Source organism: Serratia sp. BIGb0163 (assembly GCF_024809935.1).
GTDB classification, from domain to species: Bacteria; Pseudomonadota; Gammaproteobacteria; order Enterobacterales; family Enterobacteriaceae; genus Serratia; species Serratia quinivorans.
On sequence record NZ_JANUDZ010000003.1, the window covers coordinates 333,635 to 352,138 of the forward strand.

At 55.3% G+C, this 18,504-nt stretch carries 15 protein-coding genes; 4 read left to right on the plus strand and 11 right to left on the minus strand.

The genetic code is table 11. From position 1 onward, the window contains the following. Positions 1-145: 145 nt before the first annotated feature. From abgT to M2406_RS14640, 3 genes are all read right to left on the minus strand, one after another. Positions 146-1,672 (minus strand): p-aminobenzoyl-glutamate transporter, encoded by a 1,527-nt coding sequence (gene abgT / locus M2406_RS14630; protein WP_017893995.1) that lies wholly within the window; start codon positions 1,670-1,672, stop codon positions 146-148. 104 nt (positions 1,673-1,776) lie between these two features. Continuing rightward, on the minus strand, positions 1,777-3,228 hold the full coding sequence (locus M2406_RS14635) for a M20 family metallopeptidase (RefSeq protein WP_259190423.1): 1,452 nt from the start codon (positions 3,226-3,228) through the stop codon (positions 1,777-1,779). After that, entirely contained in the window at positions 3,225-4,541 is a 1,317-nt protein-coding gene (locus tag M2406_RS14640) for a M20 family metallo-hydrolase (RefSeq protein ID WP_012146899.1), read from the minus strand. The genes M2406_RS14635 and M2406_RS14640 overlap by 4 nt, the downstream gene beginning before the upstream one ends. Positions 4,542-4,812: 271 nt before the next feature. On the opposite strand from M2406_RS14640, the gene M2406_RS14645 reads away from it, so the two are divergent. After that, the gene (locus tag M2406_RS14645) at positions 4,813-5,709 is read left to right on the plus strand and encodes a LysR family transcriptional regulator (RefSeq protein WP_012146898.1); all 897 of its coding nucleotides are present in this window, start codon (positions 4,813-4,815) and stop codon (positions 5,707-5,709) included. A gap of 36 nt (positions 5,710-5,745) precedes the next feature. Here the strand turns inward: M2406_RS14645 and M2406_RS14650 are convergent, their stop codons facing one another. From M2406_RS14650 to M2406_RS14685, 8 genes are all read right to left on the minus strand, one after another. Beyond that, the gene (locus M2406_RS14650) at positions 5,746-7,893 is read right to left on the minus strand and encodes a phosphocholine-specific phospholipase C (RefSeq protein ID WP_259190424.1); all 2,148 of its coding nucleotides are present in this window, start codon (positions 7,891-7,893) and stop codon (positions 5,746-5,748) included. Between the two features lie 122 nt (positions 7,894-8,015). Continuing rightward, positions 8,016-8,858 carry an NADPH-dependent 7-cyano-7-deazaguanine reductase QueF gene (queF, locus tag M2406_RS14655; RefSeq protein ID WP_012146896.1) on the minus strand — a complete coding sequence of 281 codons (843 nt, stop codon included), beginning with the start codon at positions 8,856-8,858 and terminating at the stop codon, positions 8,016-8,018. Continuing rightward, positions 8,836-9,732: a queuosine precursor transporter gene (locus tag M2406_RS14660; RefSeq protein WP_012146895.1), complete on the minus strand. Its 897-nt coding sequence runs from the start codon at positions 9,730-9,732 to the stop codon at positions 8,836-8,838. Before M2406_RS14660 ends, queF begins: the two co-directional genes overlap by 23 nt. After that, entirely contained in the window at positions 9,733-10,347 is a 615-nt protein-coding gene (locus tag M2406_RS14665) for a helix-turn-helix transcriptional regulator (RefSeq protein WP_012146894.1), read from the minus strand. Positions 10,348-10,894: 547 nt separating this feature from the next. Next, positions 10,895-12,190, minus strand: coding sequence for a cytosine permease (locus M2406_RS14670; RefSeq protein ID WP_012146893.1), 1,296 nt, complete (start codon positions 12,188-12,190; stop codon positions 10,895-10,897). Between the two features lie 19 nt (positions 12,191-12,209). Further along, a complete protein-coding gene (locus tag M2406_RS14675; RefSeq protein ID WP_012146892.1) occupies positions 12,210-12,899 on the minus strand; it encodes a PAS and helix-turn-helix domain-containing protein in 690 nt (229 codons plus the stop codon). 25 nt (positions 12,900-12,924) lie between these two features. Then, positions 12,925-13,335, minus strand: a complete 411-nt coding sequence (locus tag M2406_RS14680) for a GNAT family N-acetyltransferase (RefSeq protein ID WP_012146891.1) — start codon at positions 13,333-13,335, stop codon at positions 12,925-12,927. Between the two features lie 464 nt (positions 13,336-13,799). Further along, complete coding sequence (locus tag M2406_RS14685; protein WP_259190425.1) at positions 13,800-13,925, minus strand: hypothetical protein; 126 nt, start codon at positions 13,923-13,925, stop codon at positions 13,800-13,802. A 357-nt stretch (positions 13,926-14,282) separates the two neighbouring features. On the opposite strand from M2406_RS14685, the gene M2406_RS14690 reads away from it, so the two are divergent. Genes M2406_RS14690 through M2406_RS14700 form a run of 3 tightly spaced genes read left to right on the plus strand, consistent with a single transcriptional unit; the run spans position 14,283 to position 18,499 of the window. Continuing rightward, positions 14,283-16,817: a DUF2169 domain-containing protein gene (locus M2406_RS14690; RefSeq protein ID WP_259190426.1), complete on the plus strand. Its 2,535-nt coding sequence runs from the start codon at positions 14,283-14,285 to the stop codon at positions 16,815-16,817. Next, a complete protein-coding gene (locus M2406_RS14695) occupies positions 16,814-17,884 on the plus strand; it encodes a pentapeptide repeat-containing protein (protein ID WP_259190427.1) in 1,071 nt (356 codons plus the stop codon). The genes M2406_RS14690 and M2406_RS14695 overlap by 4 nt, the downstream gene beginning before the upstream one ends. A gap of 9 nt (positions 17,885-17,893) precedes the next feature. Beyond that, a complete protein-coding gene (locus tag M2406_RS14700) occupies positions 17,894-18,499 on the plus strand; it encodes a DUF3540 domain-containing protein (RefSeq protein WP_012146888.1) in 606 nt (201 codons plus the stop codon). The last annotated feature ends 5 nt before the right edge of the window (positions 18,500-18,504 follow it).

Consider the following 18,504-nt stretch of genomic DNA (forward strand, 5'->3'; position numbering starts at 1 on the left):
GCGAGCTAAAATAGAAGAACCGGTTTAGCAAAGCAATAAAATAATGTTTCGAGTAGCGAAAGGAAGGGGTAAAGAGTAGCGACAGCGAGCAAAAGCGCAGGAGGGAATGCCCGCCCTGGTGTGGTTCAGGGCGGGGTCAGCAGGGTTACCCCATCTTTGGATAAACCCCCGGGCCAATCGGCAGGCCGAGCGCGTACCAGGCCAGCAGCAGCAAAATCCACACGGCAAAGAACACCAGCGGATAGGGCAGGATCAGCACGTAATAGGTGCCGAGCTGGGCGTCTTTGCGGTAACGCTGCAGGAAACCGAGGAACAGCGGCAGGAAGGGGGACATCGGTGCCAGCGGCAGCACCGAGGAGTCGGCGATGCGGAAAATCATCTGGGCGAAAGCCGGATGAAAGCCCAGCAGCATAAACATCGGTACAAAGATCGGCGCCAGAATCGACCAGATGGCAGAGCCACTGGCGATAAACATGCACAGGAAGGCCGAGAGGAACATCAGCCCGAGAAACGCCGGGGCACCGCTCATACCGGCGGCCTCCAGCATATCGGTCAGGCCGATGGCCATAAACTTGCCCATGTTGCTCCAGTTAAAGAACGCCACGAACTGCGACAGCGGGAACACCATCACGATAAAGCCGGCCATGCTTTTCATCGGTTCTATCAGGTGGTTGGGAATATCGTCCGGCCGTTTGATCTGTTTGGTGACCACGCCATAGGTAATGCCAACGGTGAAGAAGAACAGGATGATGATCGGCACAATGCCTTTAATAAACGGCGATGGGATCACCGAGCCGGTTTTCGGATCGCGCAGCGGGGCCGCTTCGGGTACCACCAGGGCGGCGATAATCGCTATAAACACCAGCGCGGCAATGCCGCTCATCATAAGCCCACGGTTTTGTAGTGGGGTTAGCGTCTCAATTTTGTCCTCGGCGCTGCCCTGCCATTTGGGCAGGCGCGGTTCGATAAACTTATCGGTCAACAGTGCCCCGGCGAAGGTCAGCACTACGACCGAGGTGGCCATAAAGTACCAGTTGTCGATCACGCTGACGTGAACGGCGGCGTCCACCGCCTTGGTGGCCTCGGTACTGATGCCGGAGAGCAGTACGTCGGTGGTGACGATCAGCAGGTTGGCGGTAAAGCCGGAGGCAACCCCGGCAATCGCGGCCAGCAGCCCGGCTACCGGGTGGCGGCCCACGGCCAGAAACATCAGCGCGCCGAGCGGCGGCATCACCACCAGTGCGGCGTCAGAAGAGATATGGCTGAAAAAGGCGATAAACAGCACCAGATAGCTGGCATAGCGGGCGCTAACGCGTGAGGCCATCTTGTACATCAATGCCTGTAGCAGCCCGACCTTTTCGGCCAGCCCGGCACCGATCACCAGCGCCAAAATTGCACCCAGCGGGGCAAAACTGCTGAAGTTATGAATGATATTCGGGAAGATCCACTGCATGCCCGCCACGCTCATCAGGTTATTTACCTTGATCAACTCGCCGGTGGCCGGGTTTTTTACCGCCATGTCGAGCCAGGAGAACAGCGCGGTAGCCAGCATTAAAACAACGATTAAATAGACGAACAGTAAAAATGGATTGGGGATTTTATTCCCGATGCGCTCTACCCAGTAAAAAACGCGACCGGGGCTTTTATTGGCTGAAGTTGTGACCTCACTCATTGTCTTACCCTCTGTGTTTGTCCTGTTGTGTTTATTTTTTATTATTTGATTTAATTATAATTATTATGACTGGCCCGCTATTGCGGGCCTTGGCAGCATAGTGGTTACTTTAACGGTGAAGGCTTGATGTCTTTAGGGAGCGGGCAGCTATAAGGCTGTTCGGCGCGCTGGCGTTCGAACTCGCGGCGGCAGTCCGCCAGCAGGGCGCTGTCGCTCAGCAGTTCGACAGCGGTGGCCGCCATCACCTTGCCGGCCAGGCACATGCCTTTGTGGGCGATCGAAGTGCGACCCTGTGCCACCAGTTGCCAGGTATGCAGCGGAGTGCCGAACGCAAAGCAGGGGCTGAAGCACTGGGCGGTCGGCGCGACCCAACTGACATCGCCGACGTCGGTAGAGCCGTACAGCAGATCTTCCGATGCCACATAAGGGGCGACCTGGTCCATCAACACCTTGTCGCCCAAATTCTGAACCCACTCGCGGCCCGCCGCGCCGCCGGTACGGGCGATATTTAACCTGGCATTACGCAGGTCGTCTTTGTCGAGCGTTTGGCGGATTTCCGTGGCGAATTTGCGTTCCGCCTCACTGTATTCCGGCAGGCCGAAGTCGCAGACATAGCGATACATCACCTGCTCCATGCTGCGGTTTGGCACGTAGTTGGAGCAAGCCTTGTCGAAACGCACCGTCATCTGGGTATCGGTCATCAGCGCTGCGCCTTTGGCGATGTTGATCACCCGTTGGTAAATATCCTGCGCCTGATCGAGCTGTGGCGCGCGGATCAGGTACAGCACCTCGGCATCGGCTTGCACCACATTGGGTGAACTGCCACCGGTATTGGTGACGGCATAGTGCAGCCGGGCTTCCTGTACGATGTGCTCACGCAGGAAGTTGGCACCGGTGTTCATCAGCGTTACCGCATCCAGCGCGCTGCGGCCAAGGTGCGGTGAGTTGGCGGCGTGAGCAGCGATGCCCTTGAACTGAAACGCCGCCTGAATGTTGGCCAAAGTGCTGGTATTGAACATGCCGCTGAAGCCTTCCGGATGCCAGGTGAGGGCGGCATCAACGTCATCGAACAGGCCTTCACGCACCATAAAGGTTTTGCCGGAGCCGCCTTCTTCACCCGGGCAGCCGTAGAAACGCACGGTGCCGGTCAGGTGCTGCTGTTGCATCCAGGCCTTCACCGCGAATGCCCCCGCCAGCGCGGCGGTGCCCAGCAGATTGTGGCCGCAGCCGTGGCCGTTGCCGTTTTCCACCAGCGGCTGTGGCGTGGCGCAGCCGGCCTGTTGGCTCAGTCCGGCGAGAGCGTCGTACTCGCCCAGCAGCGCGATCACCGGCTGGCCGCTGCCGTAGCTGGCGATAAACGCGGTTTCAATGCCGCCAACGCCGCGCTCAAGCCGAAAACCTTCCTGCTCCAGCGCGTCGGCCAGCAGATTGGCAGAATAGGTTTCGGTAAAGCGCGTCTCCGGGTGATCCCAGATGCTGTCGCTCAGTGCGCTGAACTGCGGCTGGTGTTGGTCAATGTACTGATTGATAAACGTAAGCAGTTGCGGGTTACTCATGCTTTGCTCCCGAAAGTCGGCAGGTTCAGTGCCAGCGACGCCAGCGTTTTCACCGCCACCGCCATCACCTGTTCGTTAAAATCGAACTTCTCGTTGTGGTGCCCGGCGCTCAGTTCGGTACCGAAAATCACGTAAGAGGCCTGGCCGCCGTGGGATTTCACCCGTTCCATCATATAAGTGGCGTCTTCGGAACCGGCGGCCTGCTCGCGGCGATCGACGACCGAAGTCAGTTCGGCTATCTCCTGCGCCTGGCGGTGAATGTAGTCCACCCAGGGCTGGGTCGGTTTACTGCTCTGCGCTGCCCCCATCAGGGCGATGTCGTATTCCACGCCGTGCATTTTGGCCGCGCCTTCGATCACGTTCAGCGCCTGCTGGTAAACAAATTCGTTGATGGCGTTGGTGGCCCCGCGGGTTTCCACCTTCATAAACGCCCGATCGGCAATCACGTTGCGGCCGGTTCCGCCCTGCAGTACGCCGACGTTAATGCGTGAGCTGCCCTCGCTGTGGCGTGGGATGGCGTACAGCCCCACGGTGGCCTGCGCCGCCGCCAGTAGGGCATTACGGCCGTCCTCCGGTTTGGCACCGGCGTGAGAGGCAACGCCACGGTAGGTGACGTCCAGCTTGCTGGTGGCCATAAAGCTGTCGCTACCGCACACCAGTTCCCCGGCCGGTACGCCGGTGCCGATGTGTACGGCGGTGAAGAAATCCACGTCGTCCACCACGCCGGCTTCCACCATGGATTTTGCGCCACGGGTGCCTTCTTCTGCCGGCTGGAAAATCAGTTTGATAGTGCCGCTCAGCTGCGCCTCCAGGCTCTTGAACACCCGTGCCAACCCCAGCCCAATGGTGGTGTGGCCGTCATGACCGCATGCATGCATCATGCCGCTGTTGCAGGAAGCGAAGCCTTCACGGAACGGCAGGTGATCCGGCTGCAGTTTTTCGTTGAGATCGAGCGCATCCATGTCAACGCGATAGGCGATCACCGGGCCGGGACGGCCGGTGTCCAGCGTGGCGACAATACCGGCGAAGCCGCCGGAAAAGTGTGGTAACCACTTCTCCAGTGCCCCCTGTTCGCGGGCGCGCTGCTCCTGTTGCTGCAGAGCTTCGGCGGAAGGCAACCCCATGCGGGCATCGGCATTAATGACTTCGCGGCCCAGTTGCAGGCGGTAGCCCAGCCGATCCAGTTCTTCCGCCACCAGCGTAGCGGTGCGGAACTCAAACCAGCCGGACTCGGCATAGCGGTGAAAGTCGCGGCGCCAGGCCTGCAGTTGCGGGGATAAATCTGACACCAACATCGAAAGCGGATTATTCATTGGGAGATCTCATTGGTTATCGCGCCCAGGCAAACGCCGGGCAGCAGTGGTGCGCTGAACTGAGGTCAGACGGTGGAACTGTTTAATGAAAAAGACGTATTTAGTGACTAACTGCCGTGAAATGCGCTTATTGGCGCAGAAAATGCGTTTAATTAAGCGAAATAAGAATTTGGTTATTTATTATGTTTTTTTCGAATGTACACAATGGAATCGGGCTAAATAAGATGCCAATATCTTGCTATTGATAAACAACGGTTATCACCATTCGCCTATGCCAGCCTCAATAAAATTGCACCAATTACGTGCGTTTGTAGAAGTCAGCCGTCAGGGCAGTATTCGCGCCGCCAGCCGGACTTCACAGCTTTCGCAGCCTGCGCTGACCAAGTCGATTCAGGAGCTGGAGACGGTGCTGGGGGCCAAGCTGTTTATCCGCCGTAGCCAGGGCGTGGTGCTGACCGACTGCGGCGATAACTTTTTCCAGCATGCCAGCCTGATCCTCGAAGAGCTGCGGGTGGCACAGGAGGATATCCAGCAACGGCTGGGGCTGGCGGGCGGCTCGGTGAATATCGGCGTCGGCGGCAGCATTGCGCGCACCGTGATGCCGCAGGTGATCAATCAGTTCCACCGTGAATACCCAAAGGTCAAAGTGCGGATTGTCGAAGGGCAACTGGTGTCGATGATCCCGGAACTGCGTCAGGGGGAACTGGATTTCACGGTCAATACCTATTACCCCAGCAGCCTGGACAATGAATTGCAGTACGAACGGCTGATGGAGAAAGAATACAAGGTAGTGGTGCGCAAGGGGCATCCGATGGAGGGGGCGACGTCACTCAGGCAACTGCAGCACTGCGACTGGACCATGCCGACGCCAAAGGGCAGCTACTACCGGCTACTGCACGACTTGTTCGGGGATTTGGGAATGGCGCCGTCTATCAGCGTCACCTGCGAGACTTTTATGGCCTGCACCAGCCTGGTGGCGCAGAGCGACTTTGTCAGCATTCTGTCGGTAGATGTGATCTCCGACCCGATATTGGGTAAACATCTGGTGCCGCTGGCGCTGGAGGAGAGCCTGCCAAAAGCGACGTTTTATCTGATCCAGCGTAAAGACACCACGCTGACGCCGATGGGCGCACACCTGGCGCGCCTGTTCCGCTTGTACTGCCGCTAAAGGGAATTCTCCTTTCGAACACCCTGCACGGAAATCTCAGGCTTTACCCATTAACGGATCGCTGACGCTGTGGTCGCCGTTCTCCAGCCGGCCTGCCAGTCGGCGTTGCCAGCCCTGTGACCCCTGTAGTGAAAGATCGTACCAGCCACCGCTGGATTTGGTAGCAAAGGCCTGCTGATGGCGGCCACCCGCCGGCAGTTCAATCTGCCACGGGCCTTTTTGCGTATAAGGGCAGCGGGCGATGGTCACGTTCGTCGCCTGAGCGCCGGGATTGGTCAACGTCAGCGACAGGCGGTCGCTCTGCGGGGTCAGCCGCACTTCCGGCTGCGGCTGTTGAACGCTGCCACCCAGCTCACGATGGAAACCATTGGGGCCTAGCAACCACAAGTGGTAGCGATCCGCCGTTAGCCAGTTATCACTGACCGCTTTACCGGCCTCGACGGTATAGCGCCGTGGGATCTGCTCCAGACTCAGCAGGTCATACACATGAAAGACCGCGCCCTGTTCGCCAGTGTTGTACAGGTTGAGCGTCAGCATTTTTTGCTCGGGGTTACTGCTGGCCTCAACGTGCAGCTGGTAAGGCAGCGCACGCGATGGGCGTGCCAGTCGCGACTGATGCGGTAACTGTTGCCTGTCCACCGGCGGCAAGGGCACCTGCGGTAACTGTTCTTGTCGCTGGCGCAGACTATCGGCGGCGTGGCGACTGGTGGTGGGCAGACGAGGCAAGGTTTCCTCATTAGGGTCGACAAAGTTGAAGGCGGAAGTGAGGTCACCACAGACCGCCCGTCGCCAGGCGCTGATGTTCGGTTCATGCACCTGGAAACGTTTTTCTAAAAATTGCAGTACCGAGGTGTGGTCGAATACCTGTGAATTGACCCAGCCGCCACGGCTCCAGGGAGACAGCACCAACATCGGAACCCGTGGGCCGGGGCCATAGATACGGCCGTCCGGTGGGGGTTGCTCCTGAGAACCGGGTGGGGCGACATGCTGAAAGATTTCACTGTCGAACGGCACCGTCGATTTACCGGCGAAGCTGCCGTCTTCACGCAGTGACGGGGCCGAGGGCGAAGGCATATGGTCGAAGAAACCGTCGTTTTCGTCGTAATTGACCAGCAGCACGGTCTTGCTCCACACCTCCGGGTTATCCGTCAGCGCATTGAGGATCTCCTGGGTAAACCAGCCGCCCTGCACCGGACTGGAAGGCCCGGGGTGTTCCGAGTAGGCGGCCGGGGCGATAATCCAGCTCACCTGCGGCAACTTGCCCTGCTGTACGTCGTTGCGAAAGCCGGTCAGCATCGCATCCAGATCGTTGCCGTCGGCTGCCGGCAGCGTATTGCCATTGCCCTTGTACAGCGGGGCTTCAACGTTCAATTCATCGCTATAGGGTACAAAAGCGGTGAAGTCTTTTGGCGGCTGTGCCGGGTTGCCGACCTTAACGCTGGCGGCACGGTACTGGCGGAATCCCGCCAGTGGGTTGTCGGTGAAGTTATCAGGCAAAAACTGATAGACCTTCCAACTGACGCCGCCGGCCTCCAGCCGCTCCGGATAGGTCTGCCACTGGTAGCCGACTTCCGCCGGGCCGGGGCTGTCCCACTCGTTGACCACCACCGCGACCTCGGCCGCCGTCGGGCCATTGGTGCCGGTCCAGTGGAACAGGCGGTTGGTGTTAGTCCCGGCGTGGATCGAGCAATGGTAGGCGTCGCACAGGGTGAAGGTTTCGGCCAGCGCAAACTGGAACGGCAATTCGTGCCGACGGTAATAGCCCATCGAGGTGGGCGTTTTGTAGGTCGGCCAGGCGCTCATGCGGCCGTTATCCCAGGCGGATTGTTCATCTACCCACGAATGCGGCGTGCCGCTTACCCGTTGGGCATTGCCGAGCTTGCTGTCGAGATGATAGGGCAGCACCAGCCGATGTTCCCCCTGCTGTTGCCAGACGTGACGGCCGCCGGGCAAAGGAATGGTGATGCGATCGCTAAAGCCGCGTACGCCGGGCAGAGTGCCAAAGTAATGGTCGAAGGAGCGGTTTTCCTGCATCAGGATCACCACGTGTTCGACATCGTTAAGAGTACCGGTGCGATTATTGGCGGGGATTGCCAGCGCTTTGCGGATCGAGGCGGGTAACAGTGAAAAAGCCGATCCGATGGCGGCAGCCCGCAGTATTTCTCTGCGCGAAAAATCAGGCATGCGTCGTTAATCTCCCTGAGGGTTGTTTTGAAGATAGTTGTTAACGACGGTAATGGCGAAAAATAACAGGGAGATGACGGGGAGAAATAATGCCCCCGGGCGGGGGCATGACAAGTGGAGCGTTATTGCCTGATCAAACGGCCCAGGGTCGGCGCCGTTTCAAAATCGCTGCGGAACGGGTTGATGTCCAGACCGCCGCGGCGGGTATAGCGGGCGAACACGCTGAGTTTCTCCGGCTGGCAGCTTTGTTTAATGTCGTTAAAAATACGCTCGACACACTGTTCGTGGAACTCATTATGCTGGCGGAAGGAGATCAGATAGCGCAGCAGGCGCTCGCGATCGATTTTACGGCCCTGATAGTGGATCACCACGCTGCCCCAGTCCGGCTGATTGGTCACCAGACAGTTGGATTTCAGCAGGTTGGAGGACAGTGTCTCCGTCACTATTTCCGCCTGTTCGCTGGTGGCACCAATCAGATATTCCGGCTTGAAGTCAAAATCATCCACGGCGATATCCAGGTCATCGATATTGATGCCCGGCAGGGCGTCGATCTGCGCTGAATAACCGTCCAACCCCGGATACAGCTTCACCCCAACCTGACCATTGGCGGCCTGCGACAGATCTTTTTGCATCGCGGCGCTGACCTGTTCCACGCTGTCGAAGCGCGTCTGGTTAAAGCTGTTGAGATAAAGTTTGAATGATTTGGACTCGATCAGGTTGGTGGACGAATGGGGCAGGGTAAATTCACCAATACCCACCACCGGTTTGCCTTTGGCGTTGAGCCAGGAAAGTTCGAAGGCGGTCCACAGGTCGAAGCCGCTGAATGGCAGTTTGCGTTCATCCACGCCGATCAGATCGCGACCGCGTGCGCGCGGCAGGGCTTCGAGCAATTCGGGAGCATACTGGTCCGGATAATCGGAGTTGGCGCCAAGATGGGTGATTTTATCTTGTTTTTTGATATGCATATTCATTGCTCCTTGCAAGATCGGTATTGATATAACGGTTAAACAGGCTACGGGCGGCGTATATCGGCCCGACGCCCACCAGGGCGTAGACCACCTTAATCAGGAACTGCGACAGGATCATGGTTTTGATGATGTCCCAGCTCAAAACGTTGTAGAACGCCAGGGTACAGAACACCAGGCTGTCGATGGCCGAGGCCACCACGGTGCTGGTGATTACCCGTACAAACAGATAGCGGGAGTTGGTCAGCTCTTTGATTTTGCACAGCAGCCAGGAGTTGACGTTCTCGGAGATTAAATAGGCGGCAGATGAGGCTACCAGCACCGCCATGATGCTGTGGACGATACCGTCATAAGTCTGGCTGAACTCCCACTGTGGAATGCTCGGTACCAGCGTGGTTGCCCAAACGCCCAGCACAAAAATCAGGTTGGCCATAAACGAGATGATAATGGTGCGCCTGGCCAGCCGCAGCCCATAAAATTCGTTCAGAATATCCACCAGGATAAAGGTCAGGGGGTAAATAAATATCGCCGGGGGCGTGATGATGTTCAATGCAGCAATTTCAATCGGTTTGACGCCGCACAGGGTTGAGAAGATATAAATCACGCTGAGCGCCACGGTAATAATCAGATAGGCATACCAGGAGCGTTCATGACGATCGCTGAGCTCATAGGCGGTTTGCTGCTGATTGTTGCCGTAGATTTTGCGATACAGCGCCTGTAGCTCATGGCGGCTCAGATCTTCCGATATGTCGCTGTCGGCCAGTTCATTGAGCCCCATGGTAATGGTTTTGCCGGTGGCTAATACCATGACATTGGCAGCCAGAGTGCCATGTCGGGTAAAGCCCAATAGCTTGAACTTTTGATTCGGTTCCATTTATAGCCTTTCTCCAAAGATATAACCCAGGAATTGCACGGTATCCTGATGATTTTTCTCCATGCTGCTTTCTTCTTTGTCGTTAACCACAAAGAAGCCGTATTTTCCCGAGTGATACAATAAAGGCGAATCGCAAACTAATACCGGCGGGCGTTTTATAATAATGACCTCGCCTGGGATAAATGAACCTTTTATTTCGGTCTCTATGCGCATTGCTACCATATTTGACTCATCGCCGAAGAAATAAGTCAAAGGGAACTCTGTGACCAGTTGGCCGATCTTCTTGCCGGCAACCGCTAAATAACGCGACTGCGGAATAACAGGAATTGCGGAAGGATTTTTATTACCTTCGGTGGACAGGGTTTCATTGAGCAGCTCCAGTTTTTCCAGATCATAGTCTTCGATCTCTTCGCAGGAAACGCCGAAGAAATCTGAAATCCGGTTAACCGTGGCTTGCTGCACATTGTTGACCCGTCCATCGAGGATCTTGTAGATAGTGGTACGCGTCAGGCCAGTACGGTTAGAGAAGGATGCCTTGGTTTCGCCACGGGTGCGCATCAGATATTCAATATTCTTAATGATGTTGCTTTTGCGCTGGGCGTTAGTGGTCTTCATAAGCATTCCTTACAATATTCTGGCCGGCTTTACTATATCGTACGCGCTGACATTGTCCAGAATTGCCATTGGAAGAGGGAGGGTAACCGGCTGATTAATCTTTGAAAACGTATGTTAAACGGCTCCGTATCACCCCTAATGATACTTTCACCCTGTTGAGTGAAAAGTGGAATGAAAGTAATTAAATACAAATCAATCGCTTAGATGGTGAATCCATAAAAGTGAACACAAAAGTGGGTTTTGTGTCTACTTTTGTGTTGACCATGGTGCTTTTTGTGAGCTACTGTTCATCCATACTGAAGTGTTTCTTGACGGTCAAAACAGTTAATAACCGATTGTCTGACAACTTCTATAATAAAAAACTCAGGGAGGGAGGCGTTTCCATTCTCTGGGTAATAAAGGATGTTTTAGCTACCGACACCAGGGAATTCCAATCAGGTTTCAGTTTTAAAACCGCAGTTTTTAGTCCACTAAATCCTCATTCTATAGTATTACCACTCACCCGTTGCAGGAGAGTGGTAATAGCATTTCGTCGCTGGCAACCGAATCAGCTTTGCGCCGGGGCCGGTTTCTGCGAACGATTCAGCGCCAACTTGAATACCCAATACAACAGGCTGGCGGCCAACAATGAGTTGATGGTCGGCACGCCCCACTCGGTCACTAACCCGACGATGCTGCCGGCAATGCTGGCGACGATCGCTGCCCAGCCAATGGTCGGCGTCTGGTCGGGCAGTTTGCCTTCCCGGCGGCTGTCATCCAGAATTTTACGGTGAGTCCGCAGTAAGTAATAATCCACCAGCATCACGCCGATAATCGGCGGGAACACCACGCCCAGTACCGTCAGGAAGTCGACGAACCGATCCAGGATCCCCAGCACCGAAAGCGTTGTGCCCAACACGCCAATCACCAGCGTGGTGGCGGTGTATTTCAGCCTTTTACCGGTCATGCCTTCAACCGCGTTGACGATGCCCAGTGAAGATGAGTACAGGTTGAGGTCATTGACCCTTAAGGTGGAGAACACCACCACCAGCAGGCCAGCCCCTCCGGCGACTTGCGACATGATGGTCACGACATCCGCCGTGCCGAGCGTTTTGGCGATCAGCAGCGCCAGACCGTTAACCACGAACTCCCCGGCGACAATGGTGAGCAGGGTCACGCCAAACACGTGCTTGCCGTTTTTGGAATAACGCGTCAGATCGGGGGTCATCAGGCTGGCAACGATGGCGCCACCGACCACGATGGTGATGCCGGCACTGATCGACAGTGGCTCACCTGGCGGCATTAATTGAATAATTTCCGGCAGATTATGGCCGGTGAGGGTGATGTAAGAGATATAGGCTACCAGCATAATAAACATCGGTACCGCAATTCGGGCGGCGATACGTAATGCCTTGAAGCCAAAGGCCACCAGTATGGTCAGCAGGGTACCGGACAGGCCAGCCGCCAGCCCAAAGCCCAGCTTATTGCCCAGCGCGAAATCCAGCGACTTGGCGAAAATGGCGTTCTGTATGCCAAACCAGCCCAGCAGGCTGACGGCTACCACCACGCCGATCAGCACCGAACCCAGTCGGCCAAAGCCGCACCAGCGGGCCAGCAGGCTGCCGGAGATCCCTTCGCGCATCCCCGCCAGCCCGAGGCCGTAGGTGACTACGCCAAAGATCAGGCTGCCGACGAAAATGGCGGTAAAGGCATCGAACAGCGTCATTGAGTGGCCCAATACGGCGCCGAGCATAAACTGATCCAGCGCGGTCAGCATGCCCATATGCACAATGGCCACGCTTAAAAACGAGACTCTTTTATCCTGAGGTACCCGGGTTAACGGATAGTCTTCAATTTTGATCACGGTGAGGTATTCCTTGCTATTAAATAAACTGAATGCCTTTAGCTATCAGGCGATCGGGAATGTAATTGTCCAGATGCGCATATTTGCAAAATTCTTCAAACTGCTGCTGTGTATGGACGTCAGATTTTTGATAGATGTTATATATTCTGTTTTCTATGGTTTTATTGCTGATATTGTATATTTTGGCGATCTCTTTCACCGACAGCCGTTGCAACATTAAAAATATCACGTCAAGTTCGGCTCGGGTGAAAATAGTGCTATTGGTTTCTGTGGTCAGAACGCTGGGTTTTTGTTGATTGATAAATTTCAGCGGAGATAAGGTGTTGAGCGGTTTGGCGTTCCACATCACCCCAACCACTTCTTTTTTATCGTTGTAGATCGGCAGTTTTTCGCTGATAAACGGGGTCAGACTGTCTTTCCCGTACCAATAATGCGTTTCTATCACCGCAACCCGCTCCCGCGAGACCTCTGTCATTTTGTCATGTTCGACAAAATCAGCCGCGCATTCGGCCCAGTCGGCGGGAAACTCGTCGTCCAGCTTACCGGCTACATCAAAATCAAGCGGCGTATTGGTATAGAGGTAAGCGGCGTGGTTCATATAAATATGACGGGATGCCAGATCCTTAATGCCCCATGGCTCACTTAAGTGCTCCATCATGGCAATCAGACCTTTCAAATAAAATTCATTATTTTTATCGGACGAATCCATTCTGACCTCTCCGATGACAACCGGATTAAATCTCTTTTGCCAGGTAGTGGCGCGTATGCTTCTTGGCATAGCCGCCCAGGTTGCCGTACAGCTGATAGCCCAATTTTTCGTAAAAGCCGCGGGCCTGGAAGTCGAAGGTATCGACATAGGCCATGTGGCAGCCGCGCTTCCTGGCCTCTTCTTCTGCCTGGAGCATCAGTTGACGGCCATAGCCGCTTTTACGATGCTGGTCGCTGACCCAAAGATATTGCACTTCAAGCCCGCCCCACCAGGTTCTGGCCACCAGTCCGGCAACGATTTTACCTTGCTCATCGGTCACGGTCAGGAACAAGGGGTGGATATCAACGTGTTCGGTTTTTTCATTATGAGCCCAAAGGCTGTCGATAACGAACTCTTCATCCTGTGGATTTGGCTGGTCGGTAATATTGATTTTCATGGATGTGATATGATTCCCTGTGATAATAATGTCTTATGGCAACTAATTTGGGGCTTGCCAACGGCTTTAACTATCACTTTTCGTAATGTATTTCAAGGGTGTTTTTCACCCGTTCCCGTCAGGGGGCCAAACGTTTATATTAACTGTGACGAGGCTAGAAAATAGCGTAATACGTGGTAATAAATAGCCGTTAGCCTTGCTCAGTCAATCTATTCCTATTGTGCCTCACCAGGGCCCCATCCAGGAAATACATTAGCCTTTCAGGCTCCACCGGTAGAGCAAGTCAACTTGCCAAAGGGGAGCCGCTATCTTCAGCCTTCCGATGAATCTGCGTTGAAATTTGCTGCTGTGCGTCGTCGACCGTCGGTCGAGAAAGTGCAGGGTCTTGGCGGCGGCTTGTCAGAGGGGGAGCAGAGGAGGTTGAGGCTATTGTATTGTTTTAATACGGGGATAACACCGACGGCTCAATTCAGCTCGCCGTATTTCAAAATAACCTGTATGGCTTTATCAATCAGGGCTTGAACGATGTGTGATTCAATCCTTTGCTTTTCCTCCACGTCTTCCAGTTTAAAATCTATATCAATATCCATGGAACACCACCTTATATTGATAATATAAGGGAATGACGCTTATTAGTAATAGAAGCCACTTTGGGTTAATGCAAAAAAATATCTGTTTAACACCGCTAATTAGGAATAATCTTAATTCTGGGTTTGCCAGTCTCCGCCTTTTGAGACAAGGGCTGAGCGCCATAAGGCGTTAGCCCCGCTGGCGCTTGGCCTGAGAGCGCCTGGCGTAGTGGCTGTCTTTTATTCTCTGACATTGGGGAATAATTGTTTCTAACATCCATCTTGCACTGATTAGGTTAATGCGATAGAAAACCTAGACAGATGTATTATCCCCCTTTTTAAGCGCGTTCATTAACTGGCTGCCTAAAGGCGCATTATATGAAGATTATTAAGCCGCTGCGTCTGAGCGTATTAAATCGACCTTTCCGCCAGCAGGGTAAAAATTATCTCGGCGTTTCTGTGATGGCACTGCTGGATATGGGCACAACGCCCCAGCTGCGTCCGGAAGTGGAATTATGGCAACTGGCGGCGGAAGAACTGCAAACCAGTGGCGGCGTCATTGATGTGGCCATTCCGAAAGTCCGGGCTGAATTTCTGGCGACGGGTAATGCTTATACCCGTTATCAGAAGGAAAAAAACAGCTGCGCAGTGCGCATTGACGTGGGCAGCCTCAGCAAAACCCTGGTGGCTTTTGGCGATCGTTTCTGGTCTGGTTCGCAGCCGACCCCGCCACGCAATTTTGAGTCGATGCGCCTTGACTGGAGCCGTGCTTTTGGCGGCGCAGGATACGAAGAGAATCCTCATGGTATTGGCGCCGTGGAAGAGCAGCACAACGGCGCGGCTTATCGTCGCCTGCCGAATATCGAACCGCTACATCAACGTATGACCTCACCGCGGCAGCAGCCCGAGCCGGTAAGTTTTGGGCCGCTGGACATGACCTGGCCGCGTCGTTTTAAGCGCATGGGCAAAGCCTATGATGCCAACTGGCTGAAGAATGACTTTCCAGGCCTGGCCCGCGACGCCGACTGGCGTGTATTCAATGCCGCCAGCCCGGATCAATGGTGGCCGGAACAAGATGAGCTGCCGCCTGAGGCCGAGTGGCGCATTTGGAATATGCATCCGGAAATACCGCTACAGTCGGGCAAACTGCCGCCATGGCGGGCGCGCTGTTTTATCAATCGTCAGCGTGGGGATGAAACGCTGTTTGAAGAGATTAGGTTGCGTGCCACCACGGTCTGGTTCTTCCCGCATCGGCAACAGATGATGCTGATCTGGCAGGGCAGTTGCCGCATTAACGAGGATGATGCGGCGGATGTGCTGCAACTGATGCCGGCGCTGGAGAAAAACGGCGCCACTCGTTCGGCCAATCACTATCGCAAAGTGTTGGCCCAGCGGCTGGATAAAGGGAAGGGGGCGCTGTTTGCCTTCCGTGAAAAAGATCTGTTGCCGGAAGAGCTTATCGGTCCCTGGATTGACAGCGAAATGCAGCAAACAGAAAGCCCGATGCAAAACAATATGCAAAACCGGGTAAGTAAAATACGCGAACAGCACCGCGCCAGGCTTGAGGCTGAAGGGCGGGATGTTAACGAGCTACTGGCGGATATGTCGCAGCCAGAGATGCCGAGGCTGGATGAACTGCCGGAGTTTGTCGAACGACTGGAGCGCCAGGCTGAGGAGATGAAAGCGCAGGCCGAGGCGCGCCAGGCTGAAGTGGAAGCCCGCCAGGGTGCCAAACAGGACTCTCGGCCGCGTGGCCCGGAATCAATGCACCGTATGCAGGAGATGCTGCATCAACATGCGGACAGCATGACGGCGAAGAAATTGGCGCAGAGCCGCGAATCGCTGCACCAGATGTATCTGATGGCAGCCCAGCATCAACCGCCGGCACAACGCATGACGGGGGATATTGCCCGGATTATTCGCCAGCGCGCTTCGAACACCATGGCGTGCGGAGGGGACTTTAGCGAGTTGGATTTCACCGGCGCGGACCTCTCCGGCATGGATTTTCGCGGCGCTAATTTCCGTAAGGCGTTGCTGGAAAGTGCCGATCTCAGCGGTTGCCAGTTGGACGGCGCTGATTTTAGCGAGGCGATGCTGGCGCGAACCGATTTGCGCAACAGTTCGCTGCGTGAATGCAATCTGACCAAAGCCAGCCTGGTGTTGGCCCAGTGCCGACAGACCGATTTTAGCGGCGCTAACCTGACGGAAACCCAACTGGAAGACGCCCTGTTTGAAGACTGTGACTTCAGCCGTGCCACACTAAAAATGCTATTGCTGCGCCAGGTCGGTATTAGCCATTGCCGTTTCCACCGTGCCGAGCTGGAGGAGTGTATCGTTATGAATTTAACGCTGCCGCAGCTCGATTTCAGCGAGGCCAGGCTGCGTAAGACCGTCTTCCAACAGTGCGAGTTGCAGGCTGCGGTCTTCAACGGTGCGTGGCTTGAGAGCTGTAACTGGGTGGAGAGCAAACTGCCGTACGCCCAGTTTAAAGCGGCCAGCCTGCTGACCTGCGCGGCCGTAATGGAGAGTGACTTAAGCGGCGCGGACTTTAGCGAAGCAACGCTGAAAGAAAGTAACCTGCGCCAGGCTTTGCTTACGCAGGCGAACTTTACGTTGGCGAAGGTGGAGAACAGCGATCTCAGCGAGGCGGACTGTCAGAGGGCGAATTTCACCCGCGCCAACCTGGTCGGGAGCCTGTTGATCCGCACTGATTTCCGTCAGGTCAATTTCACCGGAGCCAACCTGATGGGCGCACTGATGCAGAAAACCCAACTGGGCGGCGCGGACTTTACCGCGGCCAATCTGTTCCGCGCCGATCTGTCACAATCCTTTATTAATATGGAGACGCGGCTGGACAACGCCTATACCAGCCGGGTGAAGACTCTGCCGAAGCGGGATGAGGAACTGTCATGACGACGCTGAGCGCGGCAGAGCTACAGCAGAAAATAAAAAATGGCGAGATGATTAACGCCTGCAACCTCGATGGTCTCGAGCTGCAAGGATACGACCTGTCCGGCGGAATTTTTCAGGATGTCTCACTGCTGGGGGCGAACCTGCAGGCGGCCAATTTACATGAAACGGTATTTAATGAGTGTCTGTTGAATGGGGTGACGCTGAGCGGCGCCCGCATGCAGCAGAGCGTGTTTAACGACTGTGAAATGACGGCAATCAGCGCCTGCGACACGCTAATGGCGCAGTGCATCTTTAATCATTGCGAGCTTGGCAACGGCGATTTCTCCCGCAGTAGGTTCGACGCTTGCCAATTCATGCGCAGCCCGCTATCCGGCAGCACCTTCAACCAGTCCACGCTGGAACGTACTACCTTCTTCGAAAGCTCGCTGGATGAGGCGCAACTGGAGCAGTGCCAGTGCCTGCTGACGACCTTTTTCAAAATTGACTTGCGCACGACCCGTTTGGGCCACAGCCAATTCGACCGTACGGTCTTTTTCAACTGCGATCAGCGTGGAAAAAACTATGCCCAGCAGCGCTTTAGCGGCTGTCAGTTTACCGATAATCAGCTCGACGCGGTCGATTTTAACGGGGCGCAGCTGACGCAGTGCAATTTCAAAGGCGCTTCGCTGAGAAAGGCTCAACTCCGTAAGGTGAACGCCAGCCAGGCGCTGTTTATGAGTGCGGACCTTAGCGGAGCCAACTGTCAGGGCAGTTTGTTTGATCAGGCGTTGTTTATCGGTGCCAGGTTACAACAGGCCGATTTTAGCCACAGCCGCCTGTTCCAGAGCATTTTGCAGCAGGTGAAGGCCGAAGACAGCAACTTTGCCCTGTGCGACCTGACCTACAGCGATTTCACCCATGCTGATTTACGCCGGGCCGATTTCCGCAGTGCCACATTTTCCCGCACCCGGTTCCATCGGGCGCAGCAGGAGGGAGCCCATTTTTCCGATCGCCGGGGCATCCTTGAGTATGACGAAGAGTTACTGGCTGCGGAGGCCTGGAGCCTTCAGCATCAGAGCCGCCGTTAAGGAGAGAAGATGAACAATATCAATCACAAACTGCTACAAGCGGCAGCACCGCCACTACAGAGTGCGGGGGTGGTGACCCACTGCTTTTCCAACGGCAGCCTGAGCGTGGAGAGTGAAGGGCGCGGCTGGCACTGCCGGCGTGCTACCAGCTGCGTTATTGCTCCTCAGACCGGGGATCTGGTGCTTATTACCAGCGTGGATAATCAGGTGTGGCTGCTGGCGGTGCTGGAGCGTGCCAACCCGGAAATGGCCGAACTGAGCGTACCGGGCGATCTGCATATCCGCAGCAGCGGCGAAATCAGCCTCAGCAGCGAAGCGTTGCGCGTCAGCGCCAGCCAGGGCGACTGCCATATCAGCGAAATGCAGTACAGCGGCGATAAGCTTTCCGCCTGGGTAAGCCTTTCGCGCATGGTGGGCAAGCACAGCGAGTCAATCTGGCAAACCATCACCCAGGTGAGCCATAACCTGCTGCGCACTACGCGCCAGACGGAGCAGGTACGCGCCGGCCAACTGGATATGCAGGCTGAAGATTACGCGCGTCTGCATGCGCAAAATACCGTTATTACTTCGAAGGCAATCACCAAAGTGGATGCCGAACAGATCCATATGGGCTGAGGAGG